Origin of the sequence: Brevundimonas sp. KM4 (genome assembly GCF_000964075.1) — a bacterium.
GTDB classification, from domain to species: domain Bacteria; phylum Pseudomonadota; class Alphaproteobacteria; order Caulobacterales; family Caulobacteraceae; genus Brevundimonas; species Brevundimonas huaxiensis.
Genome location: NZ_JZRG01000032.1, coordinates 15,839 through 33,495, shown reverse-complemented (window position 1 = coordinate 33,495; position 17,657 = coordinate 15,839). Strand labels below are relative to the sequence as shown.

Below are 17,657 nucleotides of genomic sequence, written 5' to 3'. Positions count from 1 at the left end.
TTACAAATCAGCTACACATTGCTCTTCATCGGCCCGCCGGGGTCGGGAAAGTCGATGATGGCGCAGCGGCTGCCGGGCCTCTTGCCGCCCCTGACCTCGCAGGAACTGCTGGAGACCTCGATGGTCTGGTCGGTCGCCGGCCTGATCGAACGCGGCGCCCTGACCCGCGATCGCCCGTTCCGCAGCCCGCACCATTCCGCCTCGATGGCGGCCCTGACCGGCGGGGGACTGCGCGCCAAGCCGGGCGAGGCGTCGCTGGCGCACAATGGCGTGCTGTTTCTGGACGAACTGCCGGAATACTCGGCCCAGGCCCTGGACTCGCTGCGGGCGCCGCTGGAGACGGGCGAAATCGTCGTCGCCCGCGCCAACGCCCACATCCGCTATCCCGCGCGGTTCCAGCTCGTTGCGGCGATGAACCCGTGCCGCTGCGGCATGGGCGGGGCCGGGCGCGGGGCGTGCGGCAAGGCGCCGCGCTGCCAGCGCGACTATCAGAACCGCGTCTCGGGTCCGATGTTCGACCGGATCGACCTGACGGTGGAGACCCCGCCGGTCACCGCCGCCGACATGGCCCTGCCCCCGCCCGCCGAAGGCACGGCCGAGGCCCGGGCGCGCGTCGCAACCGCCCGCGCCATGCAGGAGGACCGGGTGCGCAAGGCGGGGCTGGACGCCGCCCAAGGCCTGAACGCCCGCGCCTCCGGCGCCGCGCTGGATCGGTTCGCCACGCCGGACGAGGCGGGCCGGATGCTGCTGATGCGGGCGGGCGAGGCCGGCGGCCTGACCGCACGCGGCTGGACCCGCACCCTGCGCCTGGCGCGCACCATCGCCGACCTGGACGGCAGCACCGGCGTTCTGCGCCGCCACATCGCCGAGGCCCTGATCTATCGCCGCACCACCATCGGGGCCGAGGCCCTGATCTATCGCCGCACCACCATCGGGGCCGAGGCCGACTTCGACCGCCGCGTGGCGCAGCGCCATGAAGGCTTCGGCCTGCGCGAAGGCGATGACGAGCAGACGCCCTTCCTGCACGCGTGAGGCGCCCGCGTCATGGTGGAGACATCCTTAACCGTCCGCTTTTAGTCTCCGTGCCTGACGGGGAGGCGGCCATGACGCGACGGACGGCGACGAAGCGGATCGAGGAGCGGACGAGCGCGCCTGTTGACCCCGCCCAGCAGTTCCTGCGGCTGATGAGCCACGAGATGCGCACGCCGCTGAACGGCGTCATCGGCATGATCAACCTGTTGCAGCGGACCCGGCTGGACGGCGCCCAGCGCGCCTATGCCGAGAACGCGCGTCAGTCGGCCGAACATCTGCTAGGTCTGGTCAACGACCTGCTGGACTATGCGCGGCTGGAGGCCGGGACTCTGGAGTTCGACCTGGCGCCCGTCGATCTGGAAGGTCTGGTGCGGGGCGTCGCCGAGTTGCTGAGCCCGCGCGCCCACGATAAGGGGCTGGAGATCGTCTGGTCGGTCGCCGCCGACGCGCCCGACGTGCTGGCGGACGAAGGCCGGCTGCGTCAGGTGCTTTTCAACTTGGCGGGCAACGCCGTGAAGTTCACTGAAACCGGCGGCGTGCGCATTTCGGTCGAGCGCGTCGGCGGCAGCGCGGCGCGCCCGCGTCTGGCCTTTCTGGTCGACGACACCGGCCCCGGCGTGGCGCCCGAGGCGCGCACACGGATCTTCGAGGAATTCGGCCACGCCGATAGTTCCGACGCGGTCCGTCAGGATGGCGCGGGTCTGGGTCTGGCGGTCGTGCGTAAACTGGCCGCCGCCATGGACGGCTCGGTGAAGGTCGAAAACCGGCCCGACGGCGCCGCAACCGGCGGGGGCGCCCGCTTCCGCTTCGAGGCCGCCTTCGCCGCCGTCGCGGTGGCGCGCGACAAGCCGCTGCGCGGCCAGACAGTTGCGGTGCGCGCCGTCGATCCGTTTGTCCTGTCGGCGGCTCGCGCCCAGATCGAGGCCTCGGGCGGCGTCGTGGCGGATGATGGCCCGGTGACCCTGGTCGATCACGCCGACGCCCCGGCGGGCGCGCTGGCGGCCCTGCCTTCGAGCGGTCGCGGCATCGTTCTGCTGAAACCGGCCGAGCGCGATCTGATCGCCCGCTATCGCGCCGTCGGCTTCCACGGCTATCTGATCAAGCCTTTGCGTCGCGCGTCCCTGGCCGAGCGCGTCCTGGCCGCCATCGGCGCGGAGGCGCCTGACAAATCCAGCGCTCACTGCGCCGCCCCGGTCGAAGACGACCGCGTAGCCCCCGTTCAGTTCGCAGGCATCCGCGTCCTGCTGGCCGAGGACAATCCCGTCGGCGCGCTTCTGGCCCGCACCCTGTTGCGCCGCGAGGGCTGCACCGTCGAGACGGCCGCCACCGGCGACGAAGCCGTCGCGGCCCTGAAACGCGCGCGATACGACGTGGTCTTCATGGACATGCGGATGCCCGGCATGGACGGCCCCGCCGCCGCCCGCGCCATCCGCGCGGCGGGCGACACGACGCCGATCCTGGCCCTGACCGCCAACGCCTTCGCCGAGGACCGCCGCGCGTGTCTGGAGGCCGGCATGGACGACCATATCGTCAAGCCGCTGGACGCCGAGGCCCTGCGCGCCGCCCTCGCCCGCTGGACGAAGCGCGACATCCGCGCCAAGGTCGGCTGAGATCAGGACGCCGAGGGGCGCCCTCGGAGACGCCTGCCCATGACGAACTTCACGCCGCCCGACGGCCCTCTTGCCACCGTCGCCGAGCCGACACCGAAAAAGGCGGTCGGAGCAACCGATGTCCTGAAAGCTATGGGGCGTGGACGCGTACTCATCACCCTGCTGATCGGATTGGGCTCGGGCCTACCCTTCATGCTGGTCGGCAACACCCTAGGTATCTGGCTGCGCGAGGGCGGAACCGAGCTGGCGGCGATCGGCTTCATCTCCTGGGTGGGTCTGGCGTATTCTCTAAAATTCCTATGGGCCCCGGTAACTGACCGGGTCGATGTGCCGCTGCTCGGCAGGCTGGGACGACGCAGGGGCTGGCTGTTGCTGTCCCAGATCGCGGTCGGCCTTTCATTGATCGCCATGGCCCTGATCGGGCCGGAAGGCGGCCTGACCCTGTTGGGCGCAGCGGCCTTGGCGACAGCCTTTTCCGCCGCGACACAGGATATCGTCGCGGACGCTTGGCGGATCGAGAGCGCCGAAAGCGACGAGGATCAGGGGCTGCTCACCTCCGCGTTCCAGCTTGGCTATCGCGCGGCGATATTGGCGGGCAATGCGCTCATACTTTTCGTCGCCTCCGGCATCGGCTGGAATGGTGCCTATGGTCTGTATGGCGCGGCCATGGGGATCGCCGTCGTCGCCACCCTGTTCGCAAAGGAGCCGGTGGATCGGCGGACGTTGGAGCAGGTCACGGGGCAGGTATCGCTGCTCTCACCCCGAGGGCTTTTCGACGCCATCGTCGGCCCCTTCCTCAACTTCCTGAAGACGCATGGCGCGGCGGCGATCCTGATGTTGGCTGCGATCAGTCTGTACCGCCTGCCGGACTTCGTCATGGGGCCGATGATCGGGCCCTTCTACACCGACTTGGGACTGGCCAAGGAAACCATCGGCGCCATGCGGTTGAGCGTCGGACTTATTGCGTCCTTGCTAGGCATTGCTGCAGGGGGCCTCTTCGCAGTCCGGTTCGGCTTCGGCAAGACCCTGCTGCTGGGCGCCCTGATCGGGCCGATGTCGAACCTCGGCTATACGGTGATGGCGTTGGTCGGCCTGTCGACGCCGGTCTTCGGCGGCGTTCTGTTCGTGGAAAACTTCTCCGAGGGCTTCGCTGGCGCAGCTCTTGTCGCCTACATGGCCAGTCTGACCAGCATCGGCTACACGGCGACCCAATATGCTCTGCTGAGTTCGTTCTATGCTCTGCTCGGCAAGTTCCTGAAGGGGTTGTCCGGCGTCGCCGTTGAACGACTGGAACAGGGACGGCCGCTGATGGAAGCCTACGCCCTGTTCTTCGCCGCAACAGCTGCGGTGGGCGTACCTGCTGTTCTGTTGTGCTGGCTGCTTCTGCTGCGGCAACGAAAACAGCTTGAAACTCCAACGCTATAGCTGAGCACTCGCTCGCTTTGGCATCTGCCGTGGCGGCGACCGAGGGCCAGCCGTCCTAAGGCTTCAGCGCTTCAGGAAACCGCCGATCATGTCGCCAAGGCCACCCGGCAACTTGCCGAGCAGGTCATCGGCGCCGTCGATCTGACCGCCAGGGGTCAGGCGGTCGATGGCTTCGGGCAGAAGACCGGCCAGGGTTTCGCCGGCCTGTTCGGGGGTCACGCCCATCTTGGCGGCGATGTCGGCGATGGGGCCGTGGCCGAGGACGGCCGTGATCTGCGCGGGCGAGATGTTGGCGTTCGGACCCGTGCCGACCCAGGAGCCGATCACATCGCCCAGCCCCGCCTGACCGAACTTCTCGGCTAGCCCGCCGACGCCGCCCTGATCCTTTAGCAGGTCGCTCAGACCGCCTGCGGCGTCGTCGCCGAGACCCTTCACCACATTGTCCAGAAAGCCCATCGCCGTCTCCCGAATGATGGTGCACCGTAACACCGTCATGCGACGGATACGAGAAAGGCCCGCCGGGATTCGGCGGGCCTTTCCAACATCGGCTTTCGAAAAGCCTTAGTTCTTGGCTTCGTTCGCGCCCTGCGTGACGGCCGAACCGGCGGCCGAGACGTCGCGGCCGGCGCCGGCGATGGTGTTGCAGGCCGACACGGCCAGAGCGGCGGCGACGATGGACAGGGTGATGATCTTGCGCATGGTGTGAACCTTGTTTGGTATGGTCAAGTTTCGTCGAAACGCCGACCCTGGACTTGGGTTGCATCAAGCGACGCCATATCGAAAATTCTGCTCTCGACGTGTCGGATCGCCGCAACGGCGGGGGCATTGAGCGCTTGCGCCGCGCGCACGCGACCCCGAAGGTGCGCCCCTGTTTCACGAGGGGTTGTTCATGCGTCGTCTTCTGATCTCGTCCGCCGCTATGATGGCGGTGCTGTCCGCCGCGCCCGCGCTGGCGCAGACCTCCGCCCCCGCACAGACAGCTGCGGCCGACAGCGAGGACGCGCGTCTGAACGCCTTCTTTGAACAGGCCTTCCAGGCGCGGATCGCGTTGAGCCCGCAACAGATGACGTCGCTGGGCATCAAGACCGACTACGACAAGCTGGACGACGTGTCGGACGCCGCCGCCGACCGGGCCCTGGCGCTTCAGGAGGCGCAGCTGGCGCAGATGAAGGCCCAGTTCGATCCGCAGAAGCTGGGGCCGCAGGCGGCGCTGTCGTGGCGGATGTTCGAATATGGCGTCCAGCAGGCGCGGCTGTCGAACCAGTGGCGCGACTGGGGCTTTCAGTTCGCCGCCAACGGCAATCCGACGACCAGCCTGCCGGTCTTTCTGATCAACAACCACCGGGTCTCCAGCGTGGCCGACGCCGAGGCCTATGTCGCGCGGATCAGGGCCGCCGAGACGCAGATGGATCAGGTGGCCGAGGAACTGCGTCAGCGCGCGGCGGCGGGCGTCGTCTCGCCGCGCTTCGTCTTCGCCCCGTCCATCGCCAACACCCGCAACGTCATCACCGGCGCGCCGTTCGACGACGGGGCGGACAATCCGGTATGGGCCGACTTCAACAAGAAGGTCGCGGCCCTGGAAACCGATCAGGCGACCAAGGACCGGCTGCTGTCGGAAGCCCGCGCCGCCCTGACCGGCCCCTACAAGGCCGGGTTCGAGACCGTGCTGACGGCCCTGGCCGAGGTGCAGCCCAAGGCCGACAGCGACGCGGGCGTGTGGCGCCTGCCGCAGGGCGAGGCCTATTACAACGCCCGGCTCCAGCTCTCGACGACCACCGACCTGACCGCCGACCAGATCCATCAGATCGGTCTGGCCGAGGTCGCCCGCATCCAGGCCGATATGGAGACCATCAAGACCCAGGTCGGCTTCACCGGCTCGCTGCAGGACTTCTTCACCTTCCTGAAGACCGATCCACGGTTCCAGTATCCGAATACGCCCGAGGGCAAGGAGCAGTATCTGACCGACGCGCGCGGCTTCATCGCGCAAGTAATGGCGGCGGCGCCGCAGTGGTTCTCGACCCTGCCCAAGGCGGCGCTGGAGGTGCGGGCGGTGGAGCCGTTCCGCGAGGCGACGGCCTCGATCGCCTTCTACAACTCGCCCGCGCCGGACGGATCGCGGCCGGGCATCTACTACGTCAACCTGTCGGACATGACCCAGGTTCTGAAGCCGCAGATCGAGGGCATCAGCTATCACGAGGGCGCGCCGGGCCACCATTTCCAGATCGCCTATGCGCAGGAGATCGAGGGCCTGCCGCGTTTCCGTCGGTTCGGCGGCTACGGCGCCTATGCGGAAGGGTGGGGGCTGTACGCCGAACAGTTGGGCAAGGAGATGGGCTTCTATCAGGACCCATATTCCGACTTCGGCCGGCTCTCGACCGAGCTGTGGCGCGCGGTGCGTCTGGTGACCGACACCGGCCTGCACGCCAAACGCTGGAGCCGCGAACAGGCGATGGACTATTTCCGTCAGAACTCCCTGCTGTCCGAGCGCGACATCGAAAAGGAAGTCGAGCGCTACATCACCAATCCCGGCCAGGCGACCAGCTACAAGATCGGCGAGCTGAAGATCGAGGAATTGCGCGACCGGGCCAGGACGGCCTTGGGCGACCGGTTCGACATCAAGGACTTCCATGCGGTCGTGCTGGGTTCCGGCTCGGTGCCGCTGGACGTGCTGGAGGATCAGGTGGACAGCTGGATCGCGGCAGGCGGCGGGGCGCCGAAAGCATGATCGACGGCTATGAGTTGACGGCCGAAACACCTTCGGTCGCCGATTATCTCCGCCTCCGGATCAACGCCGGCCTGAGCCCGAAAGCTGAGGCGAATGCCATCGCCGGCCTGCCGCATACCTGGTTCGCCGTAGTAGTGCGCCATGACGGTCAGGCGGTCGGCATGGGGCGGATAATTGGCGACGGCGGTCTTTTCTTCCAGATCGTCGATATGGCCATCGAACCCGCACATCAGGGGCGCGGCCTGGGTAAGGCGATCATGACGGCCTTGGTGGATCGGCTGCGCAGTCACGCGCAGGGCGCCTACGTCAGCCTGATCGCGGACGGAGAGGCGAACCGACTGTATGAACAATACGGCTTTGCGCCGACCATGCCGAAATCCATCGGCATGGCGCAGGTGATCCGCTGACGCGCATTTCCTGCGCGTTTGGTGTAAGAGCCGCCGCCATGCCGTTCACCGCCACCGTCCTGACCATGTTTCCCGAGGCCTTTCCGGGCCCGCTCGGGGTGTCTCTGATCGGCACGGCTTGGCGCGAGAAGGGCTTGTGGAGCCTGGAAACGGTTGACATTCGCGCCTTTTCCACAGATACGCGCGGCTTCCTGGACGACACCCCTGCGGGTGGCGGCCCGGGAGCTGTGCTGAAGGCGGACGTTGTGGCCCGGGCGGTGGATAGCCTGCCGGGACCCAAGCGGCCGCTTTTGTACATGAGCGCCAGGGGTCGACCCCTGACCCAGGCGCGCGTCAAGGAATGGGCGAAAGCCGACGGGATCGTCGTGCTGTGCGGCCGTTTCGAGGGGGTGGATCAGCGGGTGCTGGACGCACGCGGGTTCGAGGAGGTCTCGGTCGGAGACGCGGTTCTCGCCGGCGGCGAGGCGGCGGCGATGGTCGCGATCGAGGCGTGCGTAAGACTGATCCCCGGCGTGCTCGGCTCAGGCGACAGCCTGTCGTCCGAAAGCTTCGAGGATGGGCTTCTGGAACACCCGCAGTACACGCGACCGCGGACGTTCGAGGGGCTTGAGATACCCGAGGTGCTGCTGTCGGGCGATCACAAGAAGATCGCGGGATGGCGCGAGGCGCAGCGGGAGACGACTACGCGGGAGCGACGGCCGGACCTCTGGCAGGCGCATCTCGCCAACTCACAGCTAAAGGGCGCAAAGCCCGAGGAGAAATGACATGAATATCGTTCAACAGCTGGACGCCGAAGAAAAAGCCCGCGTCTTGGGCGAACGCAAGATTCCGGAATTCCAGCCCGGCGACACCCTGCGCGTCAACGTGAAGATCAAGGAAGGCGAGCGCGAGCGCGTTCAGGCCTTCGAAGGCGTTTGCATCGCCCGTGACGGCGGCGGCATCAGCGAAACCTTCACGGTCCGCAAGATCTCCTTCGGCGAAGGCGTCGAGCGCCGCTTCCCCATCCTGTCGCCGAACATCGAGTCGATCGAAGTGAAGCGCCGCGGCGTCGTGCGTCGCGCCAAGCTCTATTACCTGCGCGATCGTCGCGGCAAGTCGGCCCGTATCGCCGAGCGCCAGACGGTTCGCCCCGCCAAGGGCGTCGTCGTTCCGGAAACCGGTTCGGCCGCCAAGACCGAAGAAGCCTAGGCCATTTTATGGTGCGCTAACGCGCTTCGCGCTTCTTGAGCGTGGGCCAAATGATCAAATGACGAAGGCCCCGGCGGTGACGCCGGGGCCTTTTTCTATTCCGTCAGTCCGGGATTACTGCGGGAACAAGGGATTGGCCGCGTCGCGCTGGCCTTCGAGGCTGTGTTTCAGGGCCTCCATCTGCTCATGCTCGGTCTTCACCGCCGCATAGGCGCGCCGGATCGTCTCGCGCGTGGTGGCGGAAATGCCGGTGTCTTCCAGCGCCTTTTCATATTTGTCGGCGATGAACCCCTCGCCCGAGTTGATCGAACCGACGACGGAATCGTCGTTGCGCAGCAGGGCGTGTTTGACGTCCAAGAAGGCGCGGTGGGCCTTGGCCAGGATCGATCCATCGGATTCCGGATCGCCGCCCAGACCGCGCACGGCGGCCGACAGCTCGTCGACGACCTGCTGGCGTTCGCTGCTGCGCCGCTCGAACAGGGTGCGATAGTGCGGGTCCTGCGTCTGGTCGGCGGCTTCGCGATAGCCGTCCGCGCTGTCCAGCGTCGTTTCGATCAGGCCGTTCAGAACCTTGATGTCGTGGGCGTTGGGGTTGCTCATCTCGTCCATTCCTTCCGCTGTTGCGGTCAAACGGCGGAATGGTCCGGCGCGGCGAAGGTTGCCGCCTGCGACATCAAAGTTTGGTGCGAAGCGACCACAGCTCGGGGAAGCAGCGCTTGGTCAGGGTCGAGGCCAGATAGGCGGCGCCTTCCGTTCCGCCCGTGCCGCGACGCCGACCGATGATGCGTTCGACCGTAACGACATGCTTGTGCCGCCAGGTCAGCAGGGCGTCGTCCAGATCGACCAGCTTCTCGGCCAGCTGATACAGGATCCACCACCGCTCTGTGTCGCGATACACCTCCAGCCAGGCCGCCTCGACGGCTTCGGACGGCGCATAGGGTTGGGTCACGTCGCGGTTCAGCACCTCGGCGGGTACCGGCAGACCGGCCTTGGCCAGTTGGGCCAGAGCGTCATCGTAAAGGCTGGGCGCGGCGATGGCGGCCTGAAGCGCGGCCAGGGCCTCGGGGCGGTCTTCGTGGAACTTCAGGAAGCTGGCGTCCTTCAGGCCCAGCATGGTTTCGAAACGTCGGAACTGGTCGCTCTGGAAGCCGGACGATGACCCCAACGACCCTCGGAACCGCAGATAGTCCGACGGCGTCATCGTCGACAGAATGTCCCAGCTGTGAGTCATCACCGCCTGGATGCGGGAAACGCGCGCCAAGCTCTTGTAGGCCGGGACCAGTTCGCCGGCGCGCACCATCGACTGGGCCAGGGCCGTCTCATGCAGGATCTGCTTGAGCCACAGTTCCTTGGTCTGATGGATGACGACGAACAGCATTTCGTCGTGCTGGTCCGACAGTGGGTGCTGGGTCGAAAGCAGGTCGTCCAACGCCAGATAGCCGGCGTAGGTAATGTCGCTGGATTGGGTCATGCCCGCCTATCGCCCGCGATGGCGGGCGGTGCAAGCTTAGTGCTGGCCTTGGGCCGAGACGTTGGCGGCGATCTGACGGCCGGCGTCGAAGGCGTCGCGGGCGCCTTTGTAGATGAAGCCGTAGGTCGGATAGACCGTCGTGCCCAGATCGTTGATCGGGTTGTACCAGACCTTGACCTGCGACCAGTCGTTGGAGGGCGAGACGTCGACGACGGTGACGTTCTCTTCTACCTTGCCGCGGCTGCCGCCCCAGTTGGCGTGGGTCACGCGCACGACGCGGTCGGTCAGGATGTCGGAGACGACGGCGACGTGGCCCCGGCTCATGCGGCCCTCGGGGCGGAAGACCAGAACCGAGCCGGTTTCGGGGGCCTTGCCGGTGCGGAAGTTGGCGGCGGCCTGACGCCACCAGGTCCAGGCGTCGCCGAAGATATTGATCCCGGAGAACATGCGCGCGAAGGTCACGCACTGCCAATAGGGCTCATCAGCCTTTGCGTTGGAGGGGACGGCGCCCAGCGCAAAAAAACCGAGGGTCGCCGCAACCGCGGCGGCTTTGAGCCGTTTCAGCATGCTTGGGGTATCCCGACCCGCCTTTGGAAGCGCCCTTTAGGCCACGGGATCACGCCCTGTCGCAAGTTGTTTCGGCATATCGCCGTGCTTCATATTTCCTTCTGAAACCTTGTCGTGACGCTTAGCGCGCTTGTCGGCCATGTCTCTCAGAGCCTTGCGCGCCGGGCGTTCCACCAGATGGTACGACACGGCGGCGGCGACCGGCAGAAGGGTCAAGATCGCCAACCACACGAAAATTTGAAGCTGCTTGTCCGGCGCATCGAACAGTTTGGCGGCTAGACCGACCGCCAGAAGCTTCCACGGCACACAGACCATATAGACCGAATAACTGATCTCGCCGAGGTAGACGGCCGGCTTTGACGCCAGCCATCCGGCGCGTTCATTAGGCAGCGAGGCCAGCGACAGGATCAGGGCGCCGGCCAGCAGAACCGTGACGCCGTCCCATAGGCCGAGCGCGGCGCTGAGCACCATCAGGCCGAACGAGACGGCGGCGCACAGCCACGGCGCCTTCAACGGCGCGCGGCGATAAACGAGATAGAGGGCGCAGCCCAAGGCGAAGCACGGCACGATCCTAAGCGCGCCCCAGCGGATCGTCGCCTCGGTCAGGGCGAAGCCGGCCAGTTGCTCGAACACGGAATAGAGGATGACGAGGAAGGCCGCAGCCCCGACCACCGCCGCGATCGGCCGATGACGCAGGCGCCAGAAGACGAAGGCGAACAGCGGGAAGCACAGATAGGCGAACCACTCCGCAGAGATGGACCAGGACGGATGGTTCCAGCCCGCGACCGGCGCCAACCCCCAGGCGTGGACCATGAAGAGGTTGGCGGGCAGCGACGCCCAACTCAGCACATTGGCGTCGACGCTCATGCCGGCGAACAGGGCGGCGGCCGCCAGCAGCCCCACGCCGATCAGGGTGGCGATGTGCAGCGGATAAACGCGCGCGATCCGCGCCCACAGGAAGCCGCGATACGAGAACCGCTTCTCGCCCGCTGCCGCCAGATAGACGTGGCTGAGGATGAAGCCGGACAGGACAAAGAACAGCTCGACACCCAGATAGCCCTTGGCGACGAGGCCCGACTGACCCGCGCCCGCCAGGTTTTCCCAGAAGCTGTAGACGGCGACCCACATGGCCGCGCCGAAGCGCAGGGCGGTGATGGGGCGAAGATCGGCGGGCGTCTGGACGGGGGTCATGGTCTCACCTTGGCACGTCAGCCTTTTCGAACCGTGAAGGCCAGCAAGGGTTGTGCCCGACCAAACTATCCCGCCCACACGCCATGGAAGCCGGCCGGCAGGGCCACGTCCGCCTGCCAGGTCGCGACCGGGCCGTCCTCGATCCGCGCCACGTCGAAGACGTGCAGTTCGGTGCGCCCATCCTTCAGATTGACCGACGGTCCGACCAGCCAGGCGTCGCGTTCCGCCGTCGCGCCGGGCTTGGGTACGAAGACCGCCTCCTCGACCACCTGATGCACGCCGAACTCGAAGGCGTGCGAGCGACCGCTGTCCCAGTCGTGGACCGCCAATCCTGTCGGCAAGGGCCGGCCGCGCGTCTCGCCGGAGGTATGGGCGGTCAAACTGCGCTTCAGCCCCGCACGGCGCGGATCGGCTTTCGGGAATTCACCCACGACATCGCTGTAAGTCATGTCGGCGCGCCCATCTGGCCGCAGGGTGATCAGCGCCAGTCTCGCCGGATCGCCCGGAACGACCCCATGCCCGTCCACCAGAACCCGCGCACCATCGACCGCGAAGCGCGGATCGCCGCTGGCGGCGACATCGAAGCGGATCGTGCCGTCGCGCTCGGCCCAGGCGTCGCCGAGGTGGAAGTGGAAGAAGCCCGGCAGTTCATAGAGGCGGCGCCTGGACAGGTCGTCCTTGTCCAGCACCAGGACCTGCGTCCCCATCTCGGGTCTCCAGGCCAGACCTGCGGTCACCGGCATGGCGTGGGTCGCAAACACCCAAGGCTGGAGCACCAGGATCACGTGCCGGTCGGTGGCGGTGAAGTCGTGCATATAGCTGGCGCGCGGCAGGGGCACGACCTGGGCGTCGCTCAGGCTACGATCCGGGCGCAGGCGCCAGATGACGGCCTGACCGCCCGCCGATCCCACGTTCCAGATCGAACCGTCAGGGGCGTAGCGCGGGTGGGCCTGGAAGGGCATGCCTTTCAGGTCGTCGCGCAGGGTGACGAAGTCGCGCGTCGACAGGTCCGACGCCGACAGGGCCAGGGGCGACCCTGCCTCCCACAGCGCCCAGACCTGATCGCCGGTGACCATGACAGCGGTGTTGGCGGCGTTGGCGTCGTCGTTTGAGCCGATGCGGGCGCGCGCGTCGCCCTTGGTGCCGAAACCCGGCGTAACCACCGCGTCCAGCTCCGTTTCGGTGCGGCGCTTGGGCGTGTCGGCGAATCGCGCCTCCAGCGTCGCCTGGCCGTCCTGGATGCGGAAGGCGCGCATCATGCCGTCGCCGTCGAACCAGTGGGTCGCCGACCCGCCCGGCCGCCGGAACTTGGCCGGCCCGTTGCGATACAGCGCGCCCTGCAATCCCGCCGGCGCCCGACCGTGGATCAGGCGCATCGTCCGGCGCGCGATGTCGCCTTCGACGTCCTGGGTCGCCAGCGCCCAGTCGGCCTTCGTCGCGGCGACGGCGTCCACCGCAGCGGCGGCGCGGACCATTTCAGGCGTAGCCACGGCGGCGGACAGCGCAGCAGCGCCCATCAGGAAAGAACGGCGGGAGGGGGTCATGATCGAACTCCGGCTTTCGTCGCTTACTTCAGGTCGATCGACTGGGTCGTCGCGCCGGCGGCGGCGAACTTGGCGCGGTCCCAAGACGCCGGTCCCATATTGCCGACAGCGTTGTTGGAGAAGGCGAACGGCTCGACCGGCATGCCGAAGGGATTGGTGTTCATCTTGCCGTCGCCGTTCAGGTCGTGGAAGGCGCGCACCGCATAGTCGCCGTCGGGCAGGCCGTCGAAGGTGATGCTGGTCTGGCCGGCGGAGACATCCAGCATGGCGACCTGGGCGGGCTGACCCTCGCCGCCATAGTTGGCCTCGCTGTTGAAGACGGCGACCATGATCTGGCCTTGGGGCGCGGCGCTCGGGAAGGCGACGGTCAGGTCGGCGGCGAAGGCGGGCGCGGCCGGCGCCGCAACGGTAAGGGCGGCGGCGAGAGCGAGAATGGGAGCGATGGCGGCGACGGTCTTCATGACGGCGTGTCCTGTGTCAGGGAGAGGACCGAACGACCGGCCCTCGATGACCAGACCGTGACGCCATCCCCTGCCCTCCGCCACCGCGCTTGCGGCGATGCACGGTCGCCGTTCGCGAATGAACAGGCATGGGCGTTGGCGAAGCGCGAACGCACACCGCCGAGCGCGTCGTGTCCGGCCTGCAAAAGAAAAGGCCCGGAAGCTGAGTTCCGGGCCTTGGCCTTTCGTGCTCGCGACAGGAACTAGTCCAGCGTGCGCTTGATCTCTTCAACCGTGAAGCACTCGATGTAGTCGCCTTCCTTGATGTCCTGGAAGCCCTGGAACTGCATGCCGCACTCCTGGCCCGAAGGCACCTCGTTGACCTCGTCCTTGAAGCGCTTGAGCGTGTTGAGCACGCCCAGTTCCAGCACCACCACGTCGTCGCGGATGATGCGGACGCGCGCGCCCTTGCGAACCACGCCTTCGGTGACGCGGCAGCCCGCGATCTTGCCGATCTTGGAGATGTCGAAGACCTGAAGCACTTGGGCGTTGCCCAGGAAGGTTTCGCGTTGCAGCGGCGCCAGCATGCCCGAAAGCACGCCCTTCATGTCGTCCAGCAGGTCGTAGATGATCGAGTAGTAGCGGATTTCGACCCCTTCGCGCTCGGCCAGATCGCGCGCCTGTTTCGAGGCGCGGACGTTGAAGCCGAGGATCGGCGCGCCGGCCGACTTGGCCAGATTGACGTCGCTCTCGGTGATGCCGCCGGCGCCGGAATAGACGATCCGGGCGCGGACCTCGTCGTTGCCCATCTTCTCCAGCGAGGCGGAGATGGCTTCGCCCGAGCCCTGCACGTCGGCCTTGATGACCACCGGCAGTTCGCTGATCTTCTTGGAGCCGAGCTTGGCCATCATGTCAACCAGCGACACCGAGCCGCCCGAGACCTGGGCCTTCTCGCGCTTCACCCGCTGACGGTATTCGGTCAGCTCGCGAGCGCGGGCCTCGGAATCCACCACGGCGAAGACATCGCCGGGCGACGGCGCCTCGTCCAGACCCAGGATCTCGACCGGAACCGACGGACCGGCTTCGGTCAGCTGCTCGTTGCGTTCGTTCAGCAGGGCGCGAACCTTGCCCCACGAACCGCCAGCGACGACGATATCGCCGCGCTTCAGCGTGCCGCGCTTGACCAGGACTGTGCCGACCGGACCGCGACCCTTGTCCAGCTTGGCCTCGATGACCACGCCCTCGGCCGAACGATCGGCGTTGGCGCGCAGGTCCATGACCTCGGCCTGGATCAGGATGGCTTCGAGCAGGCCGTCGAGGTTCATCCGCTCCTTGGCCGAGACCTCGATGATCTGGGTGTCGCCGCCCAGGCTTTCGGCGATGACTTCGTACTGCAGCAGCTCGTTGACGACCTTCTGGGACGTGGCGCCGGGCTTATCCATCTTGTTGACCGCCACGATCAGGGGCGCGTTGGCCGCCTTGGCGTGCTGGATGGCTTCGATGGTCTGCGGCATGACGCCGTCGTCGGCGGCGACGACCAGGACCACGATGTCGGTCACATTGGCGCCGCGCGCCCGCATGGCCGAGAAGGCGGCGTGGCCCGGGGTGTCCAGGAAGGTGACCTTCTGGTCGTCCGGCAGGCGAACCTGATAGGCGCCGATGTGCTGGGTGATGCCGCCGGCTTCGCCGCCTGCGACGTCGGTCGTGCGCAGGGCGTCGAGCAGCGAGGTCTTGCCGTGGTCGACGTGGCCCATGATGGCCACGACCGGCGCGCGGGTGTCGGAGGCGTCCGCATCGTCGGCCTCGCCCAGGAAGCCGGTTTCGATGTCGGATTCCGAGACGCGCTTGACGGCCATGCCGAACTCTTCGGCCACCAGTTCGGCGGTGTCGGAATCGATCACGTCGTTGATCTTCATCATCAGGCCCTGCTTCATCAGGAACTTGATGATGTCGACGCCGCGCACGGCCATCCGGTTGGACAGCTCCTGCACGGTGATGACGTCGGGAATGACGACTTCGCGCGGACGGTTGGGCGCATCGGTCGAGCCGCCCTTGCGCTTTTCCTTCTCACGTTCGCGAGCACGGCGGACCGAGGCCAGCGAGCGCATCCGCTCGGCGGCGTCGCCATCGCCGACCACGGACTGGATGGTCATGCGGCCTTCACGGCGCTTGGGCTCGCCGCGCGTGCGGCTGACCGCCTTGCCGGCGTCGGAGAAACGCTTCTCGCGATCGTCGTCACGACCGGCCGGACGACCGAAGCCGGCGCCGGGCGCACGGGCCGGACGCAGAACATTGGCCTCGGCCGGAGGGGCGTTCGGAGCGGCGCGACCGCCAGGGCCGGTGCGAGGACCGCCAGGACGCGCGGCGCCGGGCGCCGGGCGCGGGTTCAGGGCCGAATAGCGGACGGGCTCGGCCGGCTTGGCGCCTTGCGGACGCTGGCCGCCAGGGCCCGAACGGGCGCCCTGCGGACGATCGCCTTGCGGGCGATCGCTCTGCGGACGGTCCGAATAGGCGCGATCGCCGCCGCCCATCGCCTGCTCGCGGGCCGAACGCCCGCCGAAGGCCGGACGCTCGGGCGCAGCGCGCTGGGGATTGCCGGGCTTGGGCACGCGCTGGCCGAAGTTGACCACCGGACGAGCCGGAGCGGCCGGACGGGCGGGAGCGGGCGCCGGAGCCGGCGCGGCGGGCGCGGGGGTCGGCGCAGCCGCGACCGGCGCGGCCGGCTTGGGCGCAGGCTTGGCCGGCGCGGCGGGCGCAGCAGCCGTCAGCTTGGCGGCTTCGGCGCGTGCGGCTTCTGCGGCGGCCTTGGCGGCGGCGGCTTCGTCACGGGCGGCCTGTGCGGCGCGCTCGGTGGCGGCGGCCTGCTCGCGGGCGGCGGCGTCTGCAGCGGCCTTGGCGGCGGCTTCGGCTGCGGCCTTGGCGGCGTTCGCCTGGGTGGCCAGGGCGATGGCGCGGCGGCGCGCTTCCTGCTCCTCGGCCGACAGGGCGCCGCCGGCGGGTTGCGACGGACGCGGACCTTGCGGACGCGGAGCCTGAGCGGCCTGTTGAGGACGCGCGACATCGAAGCCCTGCGGACGTTGCGGTCCGCCGGCGCCGGCGCGGCGCTTGGTCTCGACCACCACCGTCTTGGATCGGCCATGGCTGAAGCTCTGCTTCACGGTGCCGGTCGGCACCGATCCCACAACGCGCGGCTTCAGGCTCAGCGGAGCGCGCGGCCCCGTCTGGGACGGCGTGCCGCCCGTGTTGCCCTGGCCTTGGTTGGTCTTGTCGTTTTCGTCGCTCATCCGGTCGCTTTACTCGGGGCGGAAAGGCCCGCCGTCCTCATCTAATACCCATGAACGACCGTGAGCCCGTCTCCGCCCTTGGAGACAGGCCCTCGGCCGCTAAAATCCTCAACTCGCCCCTGTCGGGGGTTCTCCCGCCGATCCGTCCTCGACACTGGAAACATCCCAGTGAGGGGGGCGAAGCGGCCGAAATCCAGCCAGTCGTTCGACCTCGATGGTCCACCGATCGGCGCGTCCGCCCGCAAGCAGGACGGCGTGTATCGCATTTTCCAGCCCAAGGGCCAAACTCAAATCGTCCGCCGTGAACGCGCCGCAGATCTTGGCGGTCTGATGACGGGCCAGGGCGAGGATCTTTCCGCGCCCGTCGGCCGAGCCATCGGCGGCTTCCAGCACCCAGGCGGCCTTGCCTGCACGCAGGCTCGTCGCGGTTTTTTCGAAGCCGGATATAAGAACGCCTTCGCGCCGGGCAAGACCCAGCTGGTCGAGACAGCGCCTTGCCAGCAGCCGTTCGACGACATCGGCCAGGTCGGCCGGGGCGGTCAATTTGGTCTTGGCCGCGCGAGTGAAGCCGTTCTTCTTGACCGCCGCCTCGACCGAGGCGCGGCTGGCTTCGACCCACAGGCCGCGTCCGGGCAGTTTCCTGCCCAGGTCGGGGACCACCTGGCCATCGGGCCCGGCGACGAAACGGATCAGACGAGATTCGTCCATGACCTCGTGAGAGACGAGGTCCCGGCGTTCCCTATCGATCGTTGCGTCGCGCAAGCTCATATGTG

17 protein-coding genes are annotated in these 17,657 nt (G+C 67.6%); 7 read left to right on the top strand and 10 right to left on the bottom strand.

Features of this window, described 5'->3' with window-relative positions; translation table 11 throughout:
- The 3 genes from VH88_RS14260 to VH88_RS14250 all read left to right on the top strand — a co-directional run.
- A partial coding sequence (locus tag VH88_RS14260) for a YifB family Mg chelatase-like AAA ATPase (protein ID WP_045811834.1) occupies positions 1 to 1,032 on the top strand: 1,032 nt, incomplete at its 5' end.
- A gap of 71 nt (positions 1,033 to 1,103) precedes the next feature.
- A complete protein-coding gene (locus VH88_RS14255) occupies positions 1,104 to 2,642 on the top strand; it encodes a response regulator (RefSeq protein ID WP_045811828.1) in 1,539 nt (512 codons plus the stop codon).
- A gap of 39 nt (positions 2,643 to 2,681) precedes the next feature.
- Positions 2,682 to 4,067, top strand: coding sequence for an MFS transporter (locus VH88_RS14250; protein ID WP_017505023.1), 1,386 nt, complete (start codon positions 2,682 to 2,684; stop codon positions 4,065 to 4,067).
- Between the two features lie 63 nt (positions 4,068 to 4,130).
- Here VH88_RS14250 and VH88_RS14245 read toward each other — a convergent pair whose 3' ends face one another.
- Together VH88_RS14245 and VH88_RS14240 are read right to left on the bottom strand one after the other, a co-directional pair.
- Positions 4,131 to 4,562: a YidB family protein gene (locus tag VH88_RS14245; RefSeq protein ID WP_231576699.1), complete on the bottom strand. Its 432-nt coding sequence runs from the start codon at positions 4,560 to 4,562 to the stop codon at positions 4,131 to 4,133.
- Between the two features lie 66 nt (positions 4,563 to 4,628).
- A complete protein-coding gene (locus tag VH88_RS14240) occupies positions 4,629 to 4,766 on the bottom strand; it encodes an entericidin A/B family lipoprotein (protein WP_017505021.1) in 138 nt (45 codons plus the stop codon).
- A gap of 190 nt (positions 4,767 to 4,956) precedes the next feature.
- Between VH88_RS14240 and VH88_RS14235 the strand changes: the two genes are divergently transcribed.
- Genes VH88_RS14235 through rplS form a run of 4 tightly spaced genes read left to right on the top strand, consistent with a single transcriptional unit; the run spans position 4,957 to position 8,387 of the window.
- Entirely contained in the window at positions 4,957 to 6,792 is a 1,836-nt protein-coding gene (locus VH88_RS14235; RefSeq protein ID WP_045811827.1) for a DUF885 family protein, read from the top strand.
- Positions 6,789 to 7,199, top strand: coding sequence for a GNAT family N-acetyltransferase (locus VH88_RS14230; RefSeq protein WP_045811826.1), 411 nt, complete (start codon positions 6,789 to 6,791; stop codon positions 7,197 to 7,199). Before VH88_RS14235 ends, VH88_RS14230 begins: the two co-directional genes overlap by 4 nt.
- A gap of 38 nt (positions 7,200 to 7,237) precedes the next feature.
- Positions 7,238 to 7,963, top strand: coding sequence for a tRNA (guanosine(37)-N1)-methyltransferase TrmD (trmD, locus tag VH88_RS14225; RefSeq protein WP_045811825.1), 726 nt, complete (start codon positions 7,238 to 7,240; stop codon positions 7,961 to 7,963).
- Position 7,964: 1 nt separating this feature from the next.
- The gene (rplS, locus tag VH88_RS14220) at positions 7,965 to 8,387 is read left to right on the top strand and encodes a 50S ribosomal protein L19 (protein WP_017505017.1); all 423 of its coding nucleotides are present in this window, start codon (positions 7,965 to 7,967) and stop codon (positions 8,385 to 8,387) included.
- Between the two features lie 114 nt (positions 8,388 to 8,501).
- Here rplS and VH88_RS14215 read toward each other — a convergent pair whose 3' ends face one another.
- The 8 genes from VH88_RS14215 to VH88_RS14180 form a co-directional block, all read right to left on the bottom strand.
- Positions 8,502 to 8,987 carry a PA2169 family four-helix-bundle protein gene (locus VH88_RS14215; protein WP_045811832.1) on the bottom strand — a complete coding sequence of 162 codons (486 nt, stop codon included), beginning with the start codon at positions 8,985 to 8,987 and terminating at the stop codon, positions 8,502 to 8,504.
- 73 nt (positions 8,988 to 9,060) lie between these two features.
- Positions 9,061 to 9,858, bottom strand: coding sequence for a tryptophan 2,3-dioxygenase (locus tag VH88_RS14210; RefSeq protein ID WP_045811824.1), 798 nt, complete (start codon positions 9,856 to 9,858; stop codon positions 9,061 to 9,063).
- A gap of 36 nt (positions 9,859 to 9,894) precedes the next feature.
- Positions 9,895 to 10,425: a CHAP domain-containing protein gene (locus tag VH88_RS14205; protein WP_045811823.1), complete on the bottom strand. Its 531-nt coding sequence runs from the start codon at positions 10,423 to 10,425 to the stop codon at positions 9,895 to 9,897.
- A 36-nt stretch (positions 10,426 to 10,461) separates the two neighbouring features.
- Positions 10,462 to 11,616 carry an acyltransferase gene (locus VH88_RS14200; RefSeq protein ID WP_045811822.1) on the bottom strand — a complete coding sequence of 385 codons (1,155 nt, stop codon included), beginning with the start codon at positions 11,614 to 11,616 and terminating at the stop codon, positions 10,462 to 10,464.
- A gap of 65 nt (positions 11,617 to 11,681) precedes the next feature.
- Entirely contained in the window at positions 11,682 to 13,160 is a 1,479-nt protein-coding gene (locus tag VH88_RS14195; protein WP_045811821.1) for a carotenoid oxygenase family protein, read from the bottom strand.
- A gap of 23 nt (positions 13,161 to 13,183) precedes the next feature.
- Positions 13,184 to 13,621, bottom strand: a complete 438-nt coding sequence (locus VH88_RS14190; RefSeq protein ID WP_045811820.1) for a DUF2141 domain-containing protein — start codon at positions 13,619 to 13,621, stop codon at positions 13,184 to 13,186.
- A 242-nt stretch (positions 13,622 to 13,863) separates the two neighbouring features.
- Positions 13,864 to 16,884, bottom strand: a complete 3,021-nt coding sequence (gene infB, locus VH88_RS14185) for a translation initiation factor IF-2 (RefSeq protein WP_045811819.1) — start codon at positions 16,882 to 16,884, stop codon at positions 13,864 to 13,866.
- A gap of 108 nt (positions 16,885 to 16,992) precedes the next feature.
- On the bottom strand, positions 16,993 to 17,652 hold the full coding sequence (locus tag VH88_RS14180) for an RNA-binding protein (RefSeq protein WP_045811818.1): 660 nt from the start codon (positions 17,650 to 17,652) through the stop codon (positions 16,993 to 16,995).
- Between the last annotated feature and the right edge of the window lie 5 nt (positions 17,653 to 17,657).